Genomic DNA, 23,489 nt, shown 5'->3' with positions numbered 1-23,489 from the left:
CCGCGCGCACACGGCACAATCGCCCCATGAACGACACGACGATGCGCCTGGACAAATGGCTCTGGTGCGCCCGCTTCTACAAGACCCGCGGACTGGCCACCGAAGAAATCGGCAAGGGCCGCGTCACGGTCAACGGCCAGTTGGCCAAACCCGCGCGGGAACTGCGCTGCGGCGACACCGTGGCCCTGCGCCAGGGGCCCGTTGCGCGCACCGTGATCGTGCGCGGCCTGTCCGCCACCCGCGGCCCCGCGCCCGTGGCCCAGCAGCTATACGAGGAAACCGCAGACAGCCTGGCCGCACGCGCGCAGGCCGCGCAGCAACGGCGCCTGGCCCCCGAACCCGCAGCCAGCCTGCAAGAAGGCCGCCCCACCAAGCGCGACCGGCGCGCCATGGAGCGCATGGGCGCGCACGGCTGGGACGACCGCTGGAGCGCTTCGATCGAGGAGTGAGCGCCCCTGACTCAAGCCCCTTGGCGCAGCTTTTTGATGGCTGCAAGGGCCAAACCGCTGGCCTGCGCGATGGCCTCATCATCATCGAGCAAGGCCAAAAGATTGCGCGCAACCGCCAGTCTTCCCTTCTCGATGCCCTCCTGCAACCCCGCAACCCGCCCCTTCTCAATGCCCTCCTCCATCCCCTCAACCCGCCCCTCCTCCATCCCCTGCGCCCGTCCCTTGGTCTCGGCATCGAGCAGAAAGCTTTTCTCGTTGCTCAGCGCATCGAGATACTTCTGATAGCTCTCGATTTCGACCGCGCTATAGCCCTTGAACTCGGTGAGCTTGACCGCGTTGGCCACCGGCGGATAAGACAGAAAGGCTTCATCGGGTACGAAACCAGACTTGCCGGTCTCGCACAGAAAGCGCAACCACAGCGCAGTCACTTGCTTTTCGACCCGCGTTTGGGGCGTGAATTTGGGCAACTCCAAAATGACGAACTGCAAGCCTTGCAAAACCTTGTCGTGCTCGGCGAGTCTGGTGATCTTGTAGTGGTGCAGCCAGCGGTCTTTCTCGCTGGGGGCTTTCTCGAAAACATCGTTGAGCACCGTGACCGAGTAGACCCGGCACAGCGACTGGTAGGCCGCGCCCGAGGAGAGTTGGTTGATGATGGCCTGGGCACCACTGAACAGGATGCGCGAGAAGTAAGCGTCGGTCCACAGCATCTGCATTTCGACGATGAACACCTGACCGCTCTGGTCGCAGCATTTGACGTCGACGATGGAAAACCGCATGCCCGGGACTTGCGGCGCCTGCTCGGTGGGCAGATAGGTCAGGGACTCGATGGGCGCGTCCAAGGGCAGGACGGCGTTCAGAAAGTCCAAGAGCAGATTCGCGCGCGAGAAGACGCGCTTGAAGACCAAGTCGATCTTGGGATCAAGGTAGCTCAGGTTCATGAACGGGTGCTCCTGCTTTGGCTGCGCAGTCTATCGCAGGCGGACGGGGCAGGCGGCAAGGTCAACGGTCGGCCAAACGGGATGCGCTGACTCTGCAACTATCCAGGCGCCAGCGCCTGCACACACCGCACCTGCAAGCGTTCGCGCTGCGCGAGCGTCGCGCCAAAGCGCACGGCGCTCAGGCAGCCGCCCCACACGCAGCCGGTGTCCAGCCCCAGCAGATCGCTGCGCTCGATCCAGCCCAGCGTGGACCAATGCCCGAAGGCCGTGAGCGTGCCCGCCGTGCGCCGCCCCGGAACGTCGAACCAGGGCATCAGGCCCGGCGGCGCCGCGCTCGCGCTCTCCGAGCAGTCAAAGTCCATTGCCCCGCCGGCGGAACAAAACCGCAGCCGGGTGAGTGCATTCACGATCACCCGCAGGCGCTCGGTGCCGGCCAGACCGTCGCTCCAGCGCTCGGGCGCATTCCCGTACATGGCGTGCACAAATGCCGGCAGTTCGGCGCTGCGCAGCACCGCGTGGACTTCTTGCGCAAGCGCCAAAGTATCCGCAGCCGACCAGGCGGGCAGCACGCCCGCGTGCACCATGAGCAGGCTCTGCCCGGCGTGCTCGTGCGCACGGGCCAGGGGCTGCTGCCGCACCCAGTCAAGCAATGCGTCGCGATCCGGGGCGTCCAGCACCGTACCCAAGGTATCGCGGCGCGACGGCTTGCGGGCGCCGTGCGCGACGGCCAGCAGATGCAGATCGTGGTTGCCCAGCAGGCAGCGGATGGCGTCGCCGCTGCCCATGCAGCGGCGCAGCACGGCAGCAGAGTCCGGGCCCCGGTTAACGAGATCGCCCAGCAGATAAACGGTGTCGCGGCTCGCAGAGAAACCGATCCTGTCCAGCAAACGCGCCAGCGCGTCGGCGCAACCCTGAATATCGCCAATACAGTAAAGCGCCATGCGGCCTTCCATGGAATAAAGCCCAAGGGTAACCGGGCCGACGCCGCAGCCCGATGCAACCGCGACCCGCCCCCGGAACACGCGCGCACGCCGGGCCGGTAAAGCCCGTCGCGCGCAGCCCTGCGCTAACGCCCAAACGGCCGCCATCGCCGTGGCGCGCGCCCCCTTGGCCCCCAAACACCATGGCCAAAAATTGAGCGCTTACCTGATTAGCAAAAAATTCACGATTTATTACCCTATGATACGTGGCATGTGGAACCTGCCTGCCCTTGCACATGCCTGCCAACCAAGCAGAAGGTCGGGTTGGCACATGCTGAGGGCCGACCTCCTGAAGGGGCCGTTGTGCGCCGCAGCCGCCCCCCTGCCTGATACCGGGAGGCCCCACCGCGGCGGCCTGCCCGCACCAATCCCCATAAAGCAAGGCTAACCACCGGCTTTGCTCCGGGGCTGCGCCTGATGCCGCCCCTGGACCGGGTTGCGCTGCCTTTTTCTGCGTACCTTGGGAAACGGGAAGCACCCGCCCATCGCGGCTTGCCCGCACCAATCCCCACAAAGCAAGGCCCATTACCGGCCTTTCTCCGAGTCTGCGCATGCAGTCCACGGACCAGATTGCGCTGCCTTCTTCTGCACACCTTGAGGCGGAAGACCCCCGCCCATGGCGGCCTGCCCGCACCCATTCCCATAAAGCAAGGCCCATTACCGGCCTTTCTCCGAGTCTGCGCATGCAGTCCACGGACCAGATTGCGCTGCCTTCTTCTGCACACCTTGAGGCGGAAGACCCCCGCCCATGGCGGCCTGCCCGCACCCATTCCCATAAAGCAAGGCCAAGCACCGGCTTTTCTCCGGGCTTGCACATGCAGCCCACGGACACCCGGTTGCGCTGCCTTTTTCTGCGCACCTTGGAAGCGGGGACCCCGCCCATGGCAGCCAGCCGAAACCAGCCCCCCATGAAGTAACGCCCATCACCGACGCATGCCCACAAAGGGAATGCGCCCAAACCCCATCCAACACCCACCCACCCACCACGAAAAGCACCATGAGCATCCATCTGAACATCACGCTGGCCAACACCCGCCTCAAGGCAGGCGACGCCACCACCGTCACCTTTGCCTTCAACGAGGCCGTCAGCGGATTCGCCAACGACGACGTCGTGCTCACCGATGCCAACGGCACGCTGGGCACGCTCACCCCCAACGCCAACCGCACGGTCTGGACCGCCACCTTCACGCCCACGGCCAACGTCGAGGACGCCAGCAACACCATCAGCGTGAACCTGGCTGGTGTGATCGACGCCGCAGGCACCGCCGGCACCGGCACCGCCAGCAGCGCCAACTACTCCATCGATACCAAGCGGCCCTTGGTGAACTCCATCACCATCGCTGACACCAAACTCTGCGCCGGCGAATCAACCACCGTCACCCTCACCTTCTCCGAAGCAATCGATCGGGACAGTTTCACCCTGAATGACCTGGGCTTCATGCCCAATGCCAGCACCAATGTCGGCACACTGTCCAACCTGCGCACCACCGACGGCATTACCTGGCAGTTCACGCTCACTGCCCCAACTTCCGGTACCTCATCGACTGGCAATAACCTCGGCATGTCTGGAGATTCCATGACCGATATCGCGGGCAATGCGGGTGGTGTAAGGGGGTTGGTAGTTTTCGATGATGCCCCCTTCGACTTTGACCTCGTTCGCCCCACCGCCACGATCACCCTGGCCGACAACGCGCTCACCGTTGGCGAAACCACCACCGTCACCTTCGCCTTTAGCGAACCCGTCACCGGCTTCACGCACGATGACATCGTGCTCACCGACGCCAACGGCACGCTGGGTCCGCTCACGGCCAACGCCGACGGCAAAACCTGGACAGCGACTTTCACGCCCACGGCCAACGTCAACGACACGACGAATACCATCCGCGTCAACCTCACGGGCGTGAACGATATCGCGGGCAACGCCGGTGTCGGCACCGCCAGCAGCAGCAACTACACCGTGAGCACCCGGTCAGCGAACACCGCAGACCCCACCGTCACCATCACGCTGGCCGACACCAGCCTGACCGTGGGCGAAACCACCGCCGTCACCTTTGCCTTCAGCGAGGCCGTCCGCGGATTCACCAACGACGACGTCGTGCTCACCGATGCCAACGGCACGCTGGGCCCGCTCACGGCCAACGCCGACGGCAAAACCTGGACCGCCACCTTCACGCCCACGGCCAACGTCGAGGACAACAGCAACACCATCGGCGTAAACCTGGCTGGTGTGACCGACGCCGCAGGCAACGCCGGAGTTGGCAGTGCCAGCAGCACCAACTACTCCATTGATACCAAGGAGCCCTTTGCGGACTCCATCACCATCGAGAACACCAAACTCTGCGCCGGCGAATCAACCACCGTCACCCTCACCTTCTCCGAAGCACTGAATCGGGCCAGTTTCACTCTGGCGCGCATTCGATCTACCTCCGATGCCGCCGCCAATCCCGCCACATTGTCCGACCTGCGTACCACCGACGGCATTACTTGGCAGTTCACGCTGACGGCCCCGACTACCGGCGCCTCATCGACCGGCAATTACATCCGCGTGCATTTGGGGAATACCGTGACCGATGTCGCAGGCAACATAGGTTGGGGAGTGACGTCTTTCTTTGGCACCCCCTACGACATTGACCTCGTTCGCCCCACCGCCACGATCACCCTGACCGACAACGCGCTCACCGTCGGCGAAACCACCACCGTCACCTTTGCCTTTAGCGAACCCGTCACCGGCTTCACGCGCGAGGACATCGTGCTCACCGACGCCAACGGCACGCTGGGCCCGCTCACGGCCAACGCCGACGGCAAAACCTGGACAGCGACCTTCACGCCCGCGGCCAACGTCAACGACACGACGAATACCATCCGCGTCAACCTCACGGGCGTGAACGATATCGCGGGCAACGCCGGCCAGGGCAGCGCCAGCAGTGGCAACTACACCGTCCAAACACAGCGGCTCACGGCCACGATCACGCTGGCCGACACCAGCCTCATCGCCGGCGAAACAACGACCGTCACCATCGTCTTCAACGAGACCGTCACCGGCTTCACGCGCGAGGACATCGTGCTCACCGATGCCAACGGCACATTGAGCAACCCCACGACCCCTGACAACGGAAAAACCTGGATCGCCACCTTCACGCCCACGGCCAACGTCGAGGACAACAGCAACACCATCGGCGTGAACCTGGCTGGCGTGACCGACGCCGCAGGCACCGCCGGTACCGGCTCCGCCAGCAGCGCCAACTACTCCATCGATACCAAGCGGCCCACTCCGACCAACCTCACCATCGAGGACCCCAAGCTCTGCGCCGGCGAATCAACCACCGTCACCCTCACCTTCTCCGAAGCGCTCAATCAGGACAGTTTCACTCTGGCGCGCATTCGCTCTGCCGCCACCGCCACCGCCAATCCCGGCACATTGTCCGACCTGCGTACCACCAACGGCATGACTTGGCAGTTCACGCTGACGGCCCCGACTACCGGCGCCTCATCGACCGGCAATTACCTCTGCGTGAATATGACGAGTACCGTGACCGATGTCGCAGGCAACGGGAGTCGGACCGAAACGACGTATTTCGATGTCCCCCTCTACGACATTGACCTCGTTCGGCCCACCGCCACGATCACCCTGGCCGACACCGCGCTCACCGTCGGCGAAACCACCACCGTCACCTTCGTCTTCAGCGAGCCCGTCACCGACTTCACGCGCGAGGACATCGTGCTCACCAATGCCAACGGCACATTGGGCCCGCTCACGGCCCATGCCGACGGCAAAACCTGGACCGCCATCTTCACGCCCACGGTCAGCCTCAGCGATACGACCAACACCATCAGCGTCAACCTCGCGGACGTGGCCGACACCGCAGGCAACGCCGGTGTCGGCACCGCCAGCAGCGCCAACTACACCGTGGACACCCTGCGGCCCAGCGCCACGATCACACTCGCCGACACCCGCCTCATCGCCGGCGAAACAACGACCGTGAGCATCGTCTTCAACGAGACCGTCGCCGGCTTCACGCGCGCTGACATCGTGCTCACCGATGCCAACGGCACATTGGGCGACCCCACGACCCATGACAACGGCAAAACCTGGACCGCCACCTTCACGCCCACGGCCGACGTCGAGGACAGCAGCAACACCATCGGCGTGAACTTGGCTGGCGTGACCGACGCCGCAGGCAACGCCGGTACCGGCTTCGCCACCAGCGCCAACTACTCCATCGATACCAAGCGGCCCTTTCCGACCTCCATCACCATCGCTGACCCCAAGCTCTGCGCCGGCGAATCAACCACCGTCACCCTCACCTTCTCCGAAGCGCTCAATCGGGACAGTCTCACTCTGGAACAGCTTGGCTTTACCCGCGATCTCACCGCCAATTCCGGCGCAGGCACATTGTCCGACCTGCGTCCCACCGACGGCATGACTTGGCAGTACACGCTCACCGCCCCGACTACCGGCGCCTCATCGACCGGCAATTACCTCAGCGTGCTTACGACGGCCGTGACCGATGCCGCGGGCAACACGGGTCAGTCCGGATCGACGTATTTCGATAACGTCCTCTACGACATTGACCTCGTTCGGCCCACCGTCACGATCACCCTGGCCGACAGCGCGCTCACCGCGGACGAAACCACCACCGTGACCTTCGCCTTCAGCGAGACCGTCACCGGCTTCACGCGCGATGACATCGTGCTCGCAAACGGCACATTGAGTGACCTCACGACCCATGACAACGGCAGAACCTGGACGGCCACCTTGACGCCCACGGCCAACGTCCACGCCGCGGCGAACACCATCCGCGTGAACCTCAGCGGTGTCACCGACGTCGCTGGCAACACCGGCACCGCCACCGCCACCAGCGCCAACTACTCCATCGATACCAAGCGGCCCACTCCGACCAACCTCACCATCGAGGACCCCAAGCTCTGCGCCGGCGAATCAACCACCGTCACCCTCACCTTCTCCGAAGCGCTCAATCGGGACGACTTCACCCTGAATGACCTGGGCTTCATGTCCAATGCCAGTGTCGGCACACTGTCCGACCTGCGCACCACCGACGGCATTACCTGGAAATTCACGCTCACTGCCCCGACTTCCGGCGATTCATCGACCGGCCATGCCATCAGCCTTAACCTGCGCGGCATCACCGATGTCGCGGGCAACACGGGTCAGCACGTGGAGATGTATTTCCGTGACGTCCTCTTCGACTTTGACCTCGTGCGCCCCACCGCCACGATCACCCTGGCCGACAGCGCGCTCACCATCGGCGAGACCACCACCGTCACCTTCGCCTTCAGCGAGCCCGTCACCGACTTCACACGCGAGGACATCGTGCTCACCGATGCCAACGGCACGCTGGGCCCGCTCACGGCGAATGCAGACGGCAAAACCTGGACCGCCACCTTCACGCCTGCGGCCGACGTCAACGACGCGACCAACACCATCAGCGTCAACCTCGGCGGCGTGACCGACACCGCAGGCAACGCCGGTGTCAGCACCGCCAGCAGCGCCAACTACACCGTGGACACCCTGCGGCCCAGCGCCACGATCACGCTGGCCGACACCCGCCTCATCGCCGGCGAAACAACGACCGTCACCATCGTCTTCAACGAGCCCGTCACCGACTTCACGCGCGCTGACATCGTGCTCACCGATGCCAACGGCACATTGGGCGATCTCACGACCAATGACCATGGCAAAACCTGGACCGCCACCTTCACGCCTACGGCCAACGTCAACGACGCGACCAACACCATCAGCGTCAACCTCAGCGGCGTGACCGACACCGCAGGCAACGCCGGTGCCGGCACCGCCAGCAGCGCCAACTACACCGTGGACACCCTGCGGCCCAGCGCCACGATCACGCTGGCCGACAGCGCGCTCACCATCGGCGAGACCACCACCGTCACCATCGTCTTCAACGAGACCGTCACCGGATTCACAAACGACGACGTCGTGCTCAGCGACGCCAACGGCACGCTGAGCCCGCTCACGGCGAATGCAGACGGCAAAACCTGGACCGCCACCTTCACGCCCACGGCCAACGTCAACGACGCGACCAACACCCTCAGCGTCAACCTCAGCGGCGTGACCGACACCGCAGGCAACGCCGGTGTCGGCAGCGCCAGCAGCGCCAACTACACCGTGGACACCCTGCGGCCCACCGCCACGATCACGCTGGCCGACACCAGCCTCATCGCCGGCGAAACAACGACCGTCACCATCGTCTTCAGCGAGCCCGTCACCGGATTCACGCGCGACGACATCGTGCTCAGCGACGCCAACGGCACGCTGGGCACGCTCACGGCCCATGCCGACGGCAAAACCTGGACAGCGACCTTCACGCCCACGGCCAACGTCAACGACACGACGAACACCATCAGCGTCAACCTCACGGGCGTGACCGACACCGCAGGCAACGCCGGTACCGGCAGCGCCAGCAGCGCCAACTACACCGTGGACACCCTGCGGCCCAGCGCCACGATCACGCTGGCCGACACCCGTCTCATCGCCGGCGAAACAACGACCGTCACCATCGTCTTCAACGAGACCGTCACCGGATTCACAAACGACGACATCGTGCTCAGCGACGCCAACGGCACGCTGGGCCCGCTCACGGTGAATGCAGACGGCAAAACCTGGACAACGACCTTCACGCCCACGGCCAACGTCAACGACACAACCAACACCATCAGCGTCAACCTCACGGGTGTGACCGACACCGCAGGCAACGCCGGTACCGGCAGCGCCAGCAGCGCCAACTACACCGTGGACACCCGACCCGCAGACACCACTGGCCCCACGGCCACCATCACCCTGGCCGACAGCGCGCTCACCGTGGGCGAGACCACCCCCGTGACCATCCGCTTCAGCGAACCCGTCACCGGCTTTGACGCCAGCGACGTCGTCCTCACCAACGCCAACGGCACGCTCAGCCCGCTCACCCCCACCGCCAACCGCACGGTCTGGACAGCGACCTTCACGCCCACGGCCAACGTCAACGACACGACCAATACCATCAGCGTCAACCTCGCCGGCCTGACCGACGACGCTGGCAACGCCGGTACCGCCACCGCCAGCAGCGCCAACTACACCGTGGACACCCGACCCGCAGACACCACCGGCCTCACGGCCACCATCACGCTGGCCGATAGCGCGCTTACCGTGGGCAAGACCACCACCGTGACCATCCGCTTCAACAAGCCCGTCACCAGCTTCGCAAACAATGACATCGTGCTCACCGATGCCAACGGCACGCTCAGCCCGCTCACCCCGAACGCCAACCGCACGGTCTGGACAGCCACCTTCACCCCCACGGCCAACGTCAACGACACGACCAACACCATCAGCGTCAACCTCACCGGCCTGACCGACGACGCGGGCAACGCCGGCGTCAGCAGCGCCAACTACACCGTGGACACCCGGCCGGACACGACGCCCCCGGTGCTCAGCACCGCCATGGTCAGCAACAACCAGCTGGTGCTCACGTACACCGAAGCCAACAGCCTGGACGCAACCCATATCCCGCCCACCACGGCCCTTGAGGTGCGCGTCGATAACGTGCTCACTGCCGTCACCGCCATCACGGTGAACGCGCAGGACAAGACCGTCAGCCTGACGCTGGCCACCGCTGTTTCCACGGGCCAGACGGTGACCGTCGCCTACAACGACCCCACGACCGGCGACGATGCCAACGCCATACAGGACGCGGCCGGCAACGACGCGGCCAGTGTCCCGGCCACGCCGGTGAACAACCGCACACCCGCGCCACAGAGTCCGGCTCCTGCCTCGAGTCCGAATCCGGCCCCGAGCTCGGCCTCGGCCCCGGCCCCGAGTTCGGCCCCGTCGGACAAGGACAGCAAGGACACCAAGGACACGGACGGCGACGGCATTCCCAACAGCGTCGAAGACCTGACCCCCGGCATCCCCGGCCCCGCTGGCGCTGCCCCGGTAGCCGGCGACGGCAACGGAGACGGCGTCAAGGACAGCATGCAGGCAGCAGTGAGTTCGACCAGCCTCGTGCGCAGCCCCACCGGAGAAAGCAGGCCGGCAGGCGCGGCCAGCACCCATGTGACCCTGGTGGCCGACAGCCTGGACGGCAAGCCCAACCCGGGCAGCAGCGCACGCATCACCCACCTGGAACAAAAGAACGCACCCACCGAATTGCCCAAGGGGATGGAAATGCCCCTCGGTCTGCTCCGCTTCGAGGCGACACAGGCCACGGGCCACGGCAGCGAGAAGTTCAGCCTGTACGTGGACCCGGTGCTGGGCGTCAACGGCTACTGGCTCCCGGACAGCACCGGCACCTGGGTCAACTTGGCGAGCAGCCCTTACGGCGGCAAGATGGCAATGGAAGGCGGGCAGCTGCGGCTGGACTTCGAGATCAGCGACGGCGGGCAGTTCGACGCCGACGGCAAGACCAACGGCGTCATCACCGCGCCCGGCGCCGCAGCGAAGATGCCGCTGTCCATCGTGGGGCAGGCGACGGATCTGGCGCATGGCGGGTTCTGGATCTGAGGGCCTTGGGATCAGTGTCCTGCCCCTCAGGGATTGAGACCCACCCCATGATTCCGCTGCGGGACCATGACGCAAACCATGGGATCGCGCCAGCGGGTGCTGGATGATTCCGTAGCCGCCCGTTCATTGAGGGCCTTGGCCATCAAGCCGGGTCCGGTTGCCCGATCGGCATAAAACTCACTGTTTGTCACGATATGATACGTGGCATGAGGAACCTGCCTACCCTTGCACATGCCTGCCAACCAAGCGGAAGGCGGGGTTTGCATATGCTGAGGGCCGACCTCCTGAAGGGCATCGCCGTGCGCTGCGGCCGACGCTGCGACATGATATCGGGGGGGCGGGGGGTCACGGGCCACCATGGCGGCCTGCCCGCACCCATTCCCATTGAAGCAAGGCCAAGCACCGGCTTTTCTCCGGGCTTGCACATGCAGCCCACGGACCCATGGTGCGCTGCCTTTTTCTGCGCACCTTGGGAGCGGGGTGCCCATCCATCGCGGCTTGCCAAAACCAGCCCCCATGAAGTAACGCCCATCACCGGCGCATGCCCACGGAGGGCATGCGCCCAAACCCCATCCAACACCCACCCACCACGAAAAGCACCATGAGCATCCATCTGAACATCACGCTGGCCAACACCCGCCTCAAGATAGGCGAAACCACCACCGTCACCTTCGCCTTCAGCGAGCCCGTCACCGGCTTCACGCGCGATGACATCGTGCTCACCGACGCCAACGGCACGCTGGGCCCGCTCACGGCCAATGCCGACGGCAAAACCTGGACAGCGACCTTCACGCCCACGGCCAACGTCAACGTCAACGTCAACGACCCGACCAACACCATCAGCGTCAACCTCACCGGGGTGACCGACGACGCTGGCAACGCCGGTGTCAGCACCGCCAGCAGCGCCAACTACACCGTGGACACCCTGCGGCCCACCGCCACGATCACCCTGGCCGACAGCGCGCTCACCGTCGGTGAAACCACCACCGTGACCTTCGCCTTTAGCGAGCCCGTCACCGGCTTCACGCGCGATGTCGTGCTCGCAAACGGCACATTGGGCGCCCCCACGACCCATGACAACGGCAGAACCTGGACGGCCACCTTGACGCCCACGGCCAACGTCTACGCCGAGGCGAATACCATCCGCGTGAACCTCACCGGTGTCACCGACGTCGCTGGCAACGCCGGTACCGCCACCGCCAGCAGCGCCAACTACACCGTGGACACCCGGCCAGCGAACACCGCAGGCCCGACCGCCACCATCACGCTGGCCGACACCAGCCTGACCGTGGGCGAAACCACCACCGTCACCTTTGCCTTCAGCGAGACCGTCACCGACTTCACGCGCGAGGACATCGTGCTCACCAATGCCAACGGCATGCTGGGCACGCTCACGGCCAACGCCGACGGCAAAACCTGGACCGCCACCTTCACGCCCACGGACGACATTGAGGACGCCAGCAACACCATCGGCGTCAACCTGGCCGGTGTGCGCAACGCCGCAGGCACCGCCGGTACCGGCTCCGCCAGCAGCGCCAACTACTCCATCGATACCAAGCGCCCCTATCCGACCAACCTCAGCATCGCGGACACCAAACTCTGCGCCGGCGAATCAACCACCGTCACCCTCACCTTCTCCGAAGCGCTCAATCGGGACAGTCTCGCTCTGGCGCACCTTGGTCTTACCCCCGATCTCACCGCCAATCCCGGCACATTGTCCAACCTGCGTACCACCGACGGCATTACTTGGCAGTACACGCTGACGGCCCCGACTTCCGGCGCCTCATCGACCGGAAATTTCCTCCGCATGGATATGGTTTTCATGACCGATGTCGCTGGCAACAGGGGTCAGGCCGGGGTAGTGACTTTCCGTGACGTTCTCTACGACATTGACCTCGTTCGCCCCACCGCCACGATCACCCTGGCCGACAACGCGCTCACCGTTGGCGAAACCACCACCGTCACCTTCGCCTTTAGCGAACCCGTCACCGGCTTCACGCACGATGACATCGTGCTCACCGACGCCAACGGCACGCTGGGTCCGCTCACGGCCAACGCCGACGGCAAAACCTGGACAGCGACCTTCACGCCCACGGCCAACGTCAACGACACGACCAACACCATCAGCGTCAACCTCGCGGGCGTAACCGACACCGCTGGCAACGCCGGTGTCAGCACCGCCAGCAGCGCCAACTACACCGTGGACACCCTGCGGCCCACCGCCACGATCACCCTCGCCGACAGCGTGCTCACCGTGGGCGAAACCACCACCGTCACCTTCGCCTTTAGCGAGCCCGTCACCGGCTTCACACGCGATGACGTCGTGCTCGCAAACGGCACATTGGGCGACCCCACGACCCATGACAACGGCAGAACCTGGACGGCCACCTTGACCCCCACGGCCAACGTCTACGCCGGGGCGAATACCATCCGCGTGAACCTCACCGGTGTCACCGACGTCGCTGGCAACACCGGTACCGCCACCGCCAGCAGCGCCAACTACACCGTGGACACCCGGCCAGCGAACACCGCAGGCCCGACCGCCACCATCACGCTGGCCGACACCAGCCTGATCGTGGGCGAAACCACCGCCGTCACCTTTACCTTCAGCGAGACCGTCCGCGGATTCACCAACGACGACGTCGTGCTCACCGATGCCAACGGCACGCTGGGCACGCTCACCCCCAACGCCGACGGCAAAACCTGGACCGCCACCTTCACGCCCACGGTCAACATTGAGGACAGCAGCAACACCATCAGCGTCAACTTGGCTGGCGTGACCAACGCCGCAGGCAACGCCGGTACCGGCTCCGCCAGCAGCGCCAGCTACTCCATCGATACCAAGCGGCCCTTTGCAACCGACATCACCATCGCTGACACCAAGCTCTGCGCCGGCGAATCAACCACCGTCACCGTCACCTTCTCCGAAGCACTGAATCAGGACCGTTTCACCCTGGATAGCCTTCTTGTTAGCCGCAATTTCCTCGTGGTCACCAATCCCGGCACATTCTCCGACCTGCGCACCACCGACGGCATTACCTGGCAGTTCACGCTCACTGCCCCGACTTCCGGTACCTCATCAACCGGCAATTACATCAGCACGCATGGAGGTTACATGACCGATGTCGCGGGCAATGCGGGTCGTTACACGATGATAGTTTTCGATGATGCCACCTTCGACATTGACCTCGTTCGGCCCACCGCCACGATCACCTTGGCCGACAGCGCGCTCACCATCGGCGAGACCACCACCGTCACCTTTGCCTTTAGCGAACCCGTCACCGGCTTCACGATCGGTGACATCGTGCTCACCGATGCCAACGGCACGCTGGGCATGCTCACGGCCGCCGACGGCAAAACCTGGACAGCGACTTTCACGCCCACGGCCAACGTCAACGACACGACGAATACCATCCGCGTCAACCTCACGGGCGTGAACGATATCGCGGGCAACGCCGGTGTCGGCACCGCCAGCAGCAGCAACTACACCGTGAGCACCCGGTCAGCGAACACCGCAGACCCCACCGTCACCATCACGCTGGCCGACACCAGCCTGACCGTGGGCGACACCACCACCGTCACCTTTGCCTTCAGCGAGGCCGTCCGCGGATTCACCAACGACGACGTCGTGCTCACCGATGCCAACGGCACGCTGGGCCCGCTCACGGCCAATGCAGACGGCAAAACCTGGACCGCCACCTTCACGCCCACGAACAACATCGAGGACAGCAGCAACACCATCGGCGTCAACCTCGCTGGCGTGACCAACGCCGCAGGCACCGCCGGTACCGGCCCCGCCAGCAGCGCCAACTACTCCATTGATACCAAGCGGCCAACACCGACCTCCATCACCATTGATGACCCCAAGCTCTGCGCCGGCGAATCAACCACCGTCACCCTCACCTTCTCCGAAGCGATCAATCGGAACAGTCTCACTCTGGCGCGCCTTCTTGGCTTTACCCCCGATCTCACCGCCAGTTCCGGCACAGTGTCCAATCTGCGTACCACCGACGACATTACTTGGCAGTACACGCTCACTGCCCCGACTACCGGCGCATCATCGACCGGCAATTTCCTCAGCGTGCTTACAAGTGCCGTGACCGATGTCGCAGGCAACACGGGTCAGGCCGGAGCGACGTATTTCGATAACGTCCCCTACGACATTGACCTCGTTCGCCCCACCGCCACGATCACCCTGACCGACAACGCGCTCACCGTCGGCGAAACCACCACCGTCACCTTCGCCTTTAGCGAACCCGTCACCGGCTTCACGCGCGATGACGTCGTGCTCGCAAACGGCACATTGGGCGACCCCACGACCCATGACAACGGCAGAACCTGGACGGCCACCTTGACCCCCACGGCCAACGTCTACGCCGGGGCGAATACCATCCGCGTGAACCTCACCGGTGTCACCGACGTCGCTGGCAACACCGGTACCGCCACCGCCAGCAGCGCCAACTACACCGTGGACACCCGGCCAGCGAACACCGCAGGCCCGACCGCCACCATCACGCTGGCCGACACCAGCCTGATCGTGGGCGAAACCACCGCCGTCACCTTTGCCTTCAGCGAGACCGTCACCGACTTCACGCGCGATGACATCGTGCTCACCGATGCCAACGGCACGCTGGGCCCGCTCACGGCCAATGCAGACGGCAAAACCTGGACCGCCCCCTTCACGCCCACAGCCGACGTCGAGGACGCCAGCAACACCATCGGCGTGAACCTGGCCGGTGTGCGCAACGCCGCAGGCACCGCCGGTACCGGCTCCGCCAGCAGCGCCAACTACTCCATCGATACCAAGCGCCCCTATCCGACCAACCTCAGCATCGAGGACCCCAAGCTCTGCGCCGGCGAATCAACCACCGTCACCCTCACCTTCTCCGAAGCGCTCAATCGGGACAGTCTCACTCTGGAACAGCTTGGCTTTACCCGCAATGTCACCGCCAATCCCGGCACATTGTCCAACCTGCGTACCACCGACGGCATTACTTGGCAGTACACGCTCACTGCCCCGACTTCCGGCGCCTCATCGACCGGCAATTTCCTCAGCGTGCTTACGAGTGTCGTGACCGATGTCGCAGGCAACAGGGGTCGGTCCGCAGTGACGTATTTCGATGACGTCCTCTACGACATTGACCTCGTTCGACCCACCGCCACGATCACGCTGGCCGACAGCGCGCTTACCGTCGGTGAAACCACCACCACCACCACCGTCACCTTCACCTTTAGCGAACCCGTCACCGGCTTCACGCGCGAGGACATCGTGCTCACCGACGCCAACGGCACGCTGGGCCCGCTCACGGCCAACGCCGACGGCAAAACCTGGACAGCGACTTTCACGCCCACGGCCAACGTCAACGACGCGACGAATACCATCCGCGTCAACCTCACAGGCGTGAACGATATCGCGGGCAACGCCGGCCAGGGCAGCGCCAGCAGTGGCAACTACACCGTCCAAACACAGCGGCTCACGGCCACCATCACGCTGGCCGACACCAGCCTCATCGCCGGCGAAACAACGACCGTCACCATCGTCTTCAACGAGACCGTCACCGGCTTCACGCGCGAGGACATCGTGCTCACCGATGCCAACGGCACATTGAGCAACCCCACGACCCCTGACAACGGAAAAACCTGGATCGCCACCTTCACGCCCACGGCCAACGTCGAGGACAACAGCAACACCATCGGCGTAAACCTGGCTGGCGTGACCAACGCCGCAGGCACCGCCGGTACCGGCTCCGCCAGCAGCGCCAACTACTCCATTGATACCAAGCGGCCCTTTCCGACCAACCTCACCATCGAGGACCCCAAGCTCTGCGCCGGCGAATCAACCACCGTCACCCTCACCTTCTCCGAAGCGCTCAATCGGGACAGTCTCACTCTGGCGCGCCTTGGCTTTACCCGCGAGGTCCCCGTCAATCCCGGCACATTGTCCGACCTGCGTACCACCGACGGCATTACTTGGCAGTACACGCTGACGGCCCCGACTTCCGGCGCCTCATCGACCGGCAATTACCTCAGCGTGCTTACGACGGCCGTGACCGATGCCGCGGGCAACAGGGGTCAGGCCGGGGTAGTGACTTTCCGTGACGTTCTCTACGACATTGACCTCGTTCGCCCCACCGCCACGATCACCCTGGCCGACAACGCGCTCACCGTTGGCGAAACCACCACCGTCACCTTCGCCTTTAGCGAACCCGTCACCGGCTTCACGCACGATGACATCGTGCTCACCGACGCCAACGGCACGCTGGGTCCGCTCACGGCCAACGCCGACGGCAAAACCTGGACAGCGACTTTCACGCCCACGGCCAACGTCAACGACACGACGAATACCATCCGCGTCAACCTCACGGGCGTGAACGATATCGCGGGCAACGCCGGTGTCGGCACCGCCAGCAGCAGCAACTACACCGTGAGCACCCGGTCAGCGAACACCGCAGACCCCACCGTCACCATCACGCTGGCCGACACCAGCCTGACCGTGGGCGAAACCACCGCCGCCACCTTTGCCTTCAGCGAGGCCGTCCGCGGATTCACCAACGACGACGTCGTGCTCACCGATGCCAATGGCACGCTGGGCACGCTCACGGCCAATGCCGACGGCAAAACCTGGACCGCCACCTTCACCCCCACGGCCAACGTCGAGGACAGCAGCAACACCATCGGCGTGAACCTGGCTGGTGTGACCGACGCCGCAGGCACCGCCGGTACCGGCTCCGCCAGCAGCGCCAACTACTCCATCGATACCAAGCGGCCCTTGGTGAACTCCATCACCATCGCTGACACCAAACTCTGCGCCGGCGAATCAACCACCGTCACCCTCACCTTCTCCGAAGCACTGAATCGGGACAGTTTCACCCTGAATAACCTTTGTATTACGCGCGATTTCCTCTTGCTCACCAATCTCACCAATCCCGGCACATTCTCCAACCTGCGCACCACCGACGGCATTACCTGGCAGTTCACGCTCACTGCCCCAACTTCCGGTACCTCATCGACTGGCAATAACCTCGGCATGTCTGGAGATTCCATGACCGATATCGCGGGCAATGCGGGTGGTGTAAGGGGGTTGATAGTTTTCGATGATGCCCCCTTCGACTTTGACCTCGTTCGCCCCACCGCCACGATCACCCTGGCCGACAGCGCGCTTACCGTCGGCGAGACCACCACCGTCACCTTCACCTTTAGCGAACCCGTCACCGGCTTCACGCGCGAGGACATCGTGCTCACCGATGCCAACGGCACGCTCAGCACGCTCACCCCCAACGCCAACCGCACGGTCTGGACAGCCACCTTCACCCCCACGGCCAACGTCAACGACACAACCAATACCATCAGCGTCAACCTCACCGGCCTGACCGATGACGCAGGCAACGCCGGTGTCGGCAACACCAGCAGCAGCAACTACACCGTGGATACCCGGCCAGCAGACACCACCGGTCCCACGGCCACCATCACCCTGGCCGACATCGCGCTTACCGTGGGTGAAACAACGACTGTCACCATCCGCTTCAACGAGCCCGTCACCGGCTTCGCAAACGATGACATCGTCCTCACCAACGCCAACGGCACGCTGGGCACGCTCACCCCCAACGCCGACCGCACGGTCTGGACAGCGACATTCACCCCCACGGCCAACGTCAACGACCCGACCAATACCATCAGCGTCAACCTCACCGGCGTGACCGACGACGCTGGCAACGCCGGTGTCGGCACCGCCAGCAGCAGCAACTACACCGTGGACACACGGTCAGCAGACACCACCGGTCCCACGGCCACCATCACCCTGGCCGATCAGCGCGCTTACCGTGGGTGAAACGACCACCGTCACCATCCGCTTCAACGAGCCCGTCACCAACTTTGACGCCAGCGACATCGTCCTCACCGACGCCAACGGCACGCTGGGCACGCTCACGGCCAACGCCGACGGCAAAACCTGGACCGCCACCTTCACCCCCACGGCCAACGTCGAGGACAGCAGCAACACCATCGGCGTGAACCTCACCGGACGTGACCGATGAACGCAGGCAAGCCGTGTATCGAGCACGCCAGCAGCGCAACTACATCGTGAACACCCGGCCCATCAGACACCACCGGTCACGGCCACCCGTCACCTGGCCGACAGCTACACTACCGTGGGCGAACACCACCGTCACCTTCACATCCGCTTCACGACTCCGTCAACTGTTGCGCCAGAGACATCGTGCCGTGGGAATGCCAACGGCACGCTCAGCACGCTCACGTGGCCGACGCACGTCTGGACAGCGACCCGCCGGCGTCAACGACACACGCCAATACCATCAGCGTCCATCTCACGGGCGTGACCGAGGACCGCAGGCAACGCCGGTGTCAGCACTGCAGCCACCACTACACCGTGGACACCCGGCCGCAGGCACACCACCGACGCCACCATGATCAGCGCGCTCACCGGGGCGAGAGACCACCGGATAGCCGCAACGAGCCCGTCACCAACTTTGACGCCAGCGGACATGCTCACCGACGCCAACGGCACGCTGGGTACGCTCACCCACCGCCGACCGCACGCTGGACAGCGACATTCACCCCACGGCCAACGTCAACGACGACGGAGCGTCAATACCGTAACCGATCAGGACCAACGCGTCACCTGCAGCACGGTGAATCCGTGACAGGACACCCACCGACAGCCAACCCGGCCGACAGCGCTGTGGGCGACCACCACGCTTACACACCGTCCCGCTGACGGCCAGGACGGATCCTCACGAGCGCAATGGCACGCTGGGCAGCTCCGGCCAACGCGACGCGGACCGCCACCTTCACCCCACGGCCACGTCGAGACAGCAGGACACCCGGCGTGAAACTGGGCTGGTGTGACGACGCCAGCAGACCGCCGTTACGGCTCCGCCAGCAGACTACTCATCGATACGGCGGCCCTTGGGAACTCATCGCCATCGCTGACGCCAACGGCCGGCGAACACGCCGGCGTCACCTCGCGGCCGACGCACGATCGGGAGCCACTTCCACCGGTGAACAACCCGGCGATTTCCGCTGCCACAGAGTCCGGCTCCGTAGCGCACGGCAACGGAGACGGCAATCCTGCCCAACCCGGTATGCACGCAGCAATGGCTCGGCATCAGCGGTCGAGTATCGCGGGCCACCGGGCCGGAAAGCACAGCGAATAGCAGGCGCACGCAGCACCGCACGTGAACCCTGCACTGCCCGTCAGAGCGCACGGACGTCACCTTCACTTAGCCAACCGTGCCGCAGCGCGCGGATGAAGCGCCCGATGCCAACGGCACGCACCGTGAACGCAACGCCGCCATTGCACGGTCTGGAAGCCGACTTCACTCGGATCTGCTCGCATCGCGTCGAAGCTCACCGGCCACCGATGACACAGCAAGCGAACGCAACGCGCCGCTCACCTGAACACGCCGCCCGCACGTGGACCCACGCGCTGCGAACGGCTTCCTCACGGGACCGCGCACCGGCACGAACTGGTCCCTGGACGCAGCCGGGCGCAACGGCGCTGACGGCACGGGCCAGCTGCGGCCACCTTTGAATCAAAGCGACATGGCGGGCACGTTCGACGACCCGACCAATACCAACAGCGTCATCTACGGCGCCCCGGCGAGCGGTGTCAGATGCCCAGCGCGCGTGAACACAGGCGACGTGTGACTGGCGAATGCCGCAGCTATCACGTTGGCCGATAGCGCACCTCAGGGTAAACAACGACTGTCCCCAATTCAACCGTCACCAGTCACCCACGACTTGACTCCACCGACGCGACAGATCGCGCGTCAACCGACAGCAACGGTCTGCACGTGCTCACGCTCACAGCCAACGCGACACCCGGTCACAGCGAGGTTTCTGTCGGCCCCTCAGTCGGACCAATCAGCGTCAACCTCGACGGCCAATGACCGCTGTCAATCGGTGACAGACGCGATTTCCTCTTGGCACGTCACGACTGGGACAACGCAGACGGCAACACCTCCCGATCCGTGACGCAGGCACCTGCAGCACCGACTACGACTCGAACGATCCAGCGGGGTAGTCGCCGTGGTGAAACACTGTAGAAACTTCCCCAGTCGACACCGGCGTCGACCGACATACGCACGCGGCGACCGCACGGCCGGATCAACGCCGCACCTCGCCAACGTCGCAGCGGGCATCAGCAAGCCGGTTGCGGGTAACGACAGGGCTGCATAGTCAGCACTGAGCCCAACACCGACGGCTTGCCGCCAGAACAGCCACATACACCGCCACCGTGCCCGAGACCGCGTCTTACCGCTCGGCGAGACCACCCCGTCACCTTCACCTCTTACGCGAGACTGGCTGACGCGAGGAGCAAACGGCACGCGGACCTCACCGGCCAACCGCTCACGCTGGCCGGGCTTGCACCGACCGCACGACCGGTTGCAGCGACCTCACAACGCACCTTGGCCGTCAACGACACGCGACCCGACGAACACGCCATCAGCGTCAACTTGACGCCCCTGCACCGACCATCGCAGGCAACGCCGGTGCGACAACGCCACCGAGCGACCAACACCATACCACGACAAACACCCGGCCCGGTATCGACAGACACCACCGTGAACACCCACGGCAAACCATCACGCTGGCCGACTAGCGCGCTTACCGTGGGCGAAACCACCAGCCGTCACCATCCGCTTCAAGAGCCCGTCACTGGCTTCGCAAACGATGACATCGTGCTCACCGATGCCAACGGCACGCTCAGCACGCTCACGGCCAACGCCGACCGCACGTCTGGACAGCGACATTCACCCCCACGGCCAACGTCAACGACACGACCAAGAACACCATCAGCGTCATCTCACCGGCCTGACCGACGACGCGGGCAACGCCGGTGTCAGCATCGCCACCAGCGCCAACTACACCGTGGACACCCGGCCGGACACGACGCCCCCGGTGATCAAAACCGCCACGGTCAGCGACAACCAGTTGGTGCCTCACGTACACCGAAGCCACCGCCTGGCCGCGACCCATATCCCGCCCACCACGGCCCTTGAGGTGCGCGTCGATAACGTGCTCACTGCCGTCACCGCCATCACGGTGAACGCGCAGGACAAGACCGTCAGCCTGACGCTGGCCACCGCGCTGTCTCCAGGGACCAAGCGGTGACCGTCGCCTACAACGACCCCACGACCGGCGACGATGCCAACGCCATACAGGACGCGGCACACGGCAACGACGCGGCCAGTTTCCCGGCCATGCCGGTGAACAACCGCACCCCGCGCCATCACAGAGTCCGGCCCCGGCGGACAAGGCACAGAGTCCGGCTCCGCGGACAAGGACACGACGGACAAGGACATCAAGGACGACAAGGACACGGACGGCGACAGCGACGGCGTTCCGAGCAGCGTCGAAGACCTGGCCCCCGGCATCCCCGGCCCGCTGGCGCTGCCCCGATCGCCGGCGACGGCAACGAGACGACGGCGTCAAGGACAGCATGCAGGCAGCAGTGAGTTCGGTCAGCCTCGTGCGCAGCCCCACCGGAGAAAGCAGGCCGGCAGGCGCAGCCAGCACCCATGTGACCCTGGTGGCCGACAGCCTGGACGGCAAGCCCAACCCGGGCAGCAGCGCACGCATCACCCACCTGGAGCAAAAGAACGCACCCGCCGAATTGCCCAAGGGAATGGAAATGCCCCTCGGTCTGCTCCGCTTCGAGGCAGCGCAGGCCACGGGCCACAGCAGCGAAAAATTCAGCCTGTACGTGGACCCGGCGCTGGGCGTCAACGGCTACTGGCTGCGGGACAGCACCGGCACCTGGGTCAACTTGGCGAGCAGCCCTTACGGCGGCAAGATGGCGCTGGAAGGCGGGCAGCTGCGGCTGGACTTTGAGATCAGCGATGGCGGGCAGTTCGACGCCGACGGCAAGGCCAACGGCGTCATCACCGCGCCCGGCGCCGCGGCGCAGATGCCGCTGTCCATCGTGGGGCAGGCGACGGATCTGGCGCATGGCAGCTACTGGTTCTGAGGACCTTGGGGACCAGCCTGCCCGGCAGTCCCGGGTTGAGACCCACCCCTTGATATCGAGCCCCGCTTGCCGGACTCGCGCCAGCGGGTGCTCGATGATTCCGTAGCCGCCCGCTCATTGAAGACCTTCGCCATAAAGCCGGGTTCGGTTGCCCGATCGGCATAAAGCTCACCGTTTGTCACGTTATGATACGCGGCATGCGGAACCTGCCTGCCCTTGCACACGCCTGCCAACCAAGCGGAAGGCGGGGTTTGCATATGCTGAGAGCCGCCCTCCTGAAGTGGCCGCCGTACGCCGCGGCCGCCCCCCTGCCTGATATCGGGGGGGGGGGGGGGGGGGCCCACCATGGCGGACTGCCCGCACCTAATCCCCATAAAGCAAGGCTAACCACCGGCTCTGCTCCGGGGCCGCGCATGATGCGGCCCCCGGTCCGGGTTGCGCTGCCTTTTTCTGCGCGCTTTGAAACGGGAAGCCCCCGCCCATGGCGGCTTGCCGCCACCAATCTCCACATAGCAAGGCCAATTACCGGCCTTTCTCCGAGTCTGCGTCTGCGCATGCAGTCCACGGACCAGATTGCGCTACCTTCTTCTGCGCACCTTGAAGCGGGAGCCCCCC

Annotated in this window: 9 protein-coding genes; 7 read left to right on the top strand and 2 right to left on the bottom strand. The window is 64.8% G+C overall.

Translation table 11 applies throughout. The annotated features are described in order from the left end of the window. Positions 1-26: 26 nt before the first annotated feature. Positions 27-449 (top strand): Hsp15 family ribosome-associated heat shock protein, encoded by a 423-nt coding sequence (hslR, locus tag D5041_RS08655; RefSeq protein ID WP_265284442.1) that lies wholly within the window; start codon positions 27-29, stop codon positions 447-449. 11 nt (positions 450-460) lie between these two features. Here hslR and D5041_RS08650 read toward each other — a convergent pair whose 3' ends face one another. Both D5041_RS08650 and D5041_RS08645 read right to left on the bottom strand, forming a co-directional pair. Next, the gene (locus D5041_RS08650) at positions 461-1,387 is read right to left on the bottom strand and encodes an Rpn family recombination-promoting nuclease/putative transposase (RefSeq protein WP_265284441.1); all 927 of its coding nucleotides are present in this window, start codon (positions 1,385-1,387) and stop codon (positions 461-463) included. A 98-nt stretch (positions 1,388-1,485) separates the two neighbouring features. Further along, positions 1,486-2,328, bottom strand: a complete 843-nt coding sequence (locus tag D5041_RS08645) for a symmetrical bis(5'-nucleosyl)-tetraphosphatase (RefSeq protein WP_265284439.1) — start codon at positions 2,326-2,328, stop codon at positions 1,486-1,488. 1,036 nt (positions 2,329-3,364) lie between these two features. Between D5041_RS08645 and D5041_RS08640 the strand changes: the two genes are divergently transcribed. The 6 genes from D5041_RS08640 to D5041_RS08615 all read left to right on the top strand — a co-directional run bounded on the left by D5041_RS08640 (position 3,365) and on the right by D5041_RS08615 (position 22,874). After that, positions 3,365-10,885, top strand: a complete 7,521-nt coding sequence (locus D5041_RS08640; RefSeq protein ID WP_265284437.1) for a beta strand repeat-containing protein — start codon at positions 3,365-3,367, stop codon at positions 10,883-10,885. 601 nt (positions 10,886-11,486) lie between these two features. Beyond that, the gene (locus D5041_RS08635) at positions 11,487-18,713 is read left to right on the top strand and encodes an Ig-like domain-containing protein (protein WP_265284436.1); all 7,227 of its coding nucleotides are present in this window, start codon (positions 11,487-11,489) and stop codon (positions 18,711-18,713) included. Next, complete coding sequence (locus tag D5041_RS08630) at positions 18,706-18,918, top strand: Ig-like domain-containing protein (RefSeq protein ID WP_265284435.1); 213 nt, start codon at positions 18,706-18,708, stop codon at positions 18,916-18,918. Before D5041_RS08635 ends, D5041_RS08630 begins: the two co-directional genes overlap by 8 nt. Before the next feature lie 1,399 nt (positions 18,919-20,317). Next, positions 20,318-20,551: a hypothetical protein gene (locus tag D5041_RS08625; protein ID WP_265284434.1), complete on the top strand. Its 234-nt coding sequence runs from the start codon at positions 20,318-20,320 to the stop codon at positions 20,549-20,551. A gap of 1,044 nt (positions 20,552-21,595) precedes the next feature. Then, positions 21,596-22,018 carry a SwmB domain-containing protein gene (locus tag D5041_RS08620; protein ID WP_265284433.1) on the top strand — a complete coding sequence of 141 codons (423 nt, stop codon included), beginning with the start codon at positions 21,596-21,598 and terminating at the stop codon, positions 22,016-22,018. 328 nt (positions 22,019-22,346) lie between these two features. Further along, complete coding sequence (locus D5041_RS08615; RefSeq protein WP_265284432.1) at positions 22,347-22,874, top strand: choice-of-anchor U domain-containing protein; 528 nt, start codon at positions 22,347-22,349, stop codon at positions 22,872-22,874. Positions 22,875-23,489 lie beyond the last annotated feature (615 nt).

The organism is Verminephrobacter aporrectodeae subsp. tuberculatae (assembly GCF_026127385.1).
GTDB lineage: Bacteria > Pseudomonadota > Gammaproteobacteria > Burkholderiales > Burkholderiaceae_C > Acidovorax > Acidovorax aporrectodeae.
The sequence above is the reverse complement of the archived record's forward strand: the minus strand, read 5'-3'. Positions and strand labels throughout refer to the sequence as shown.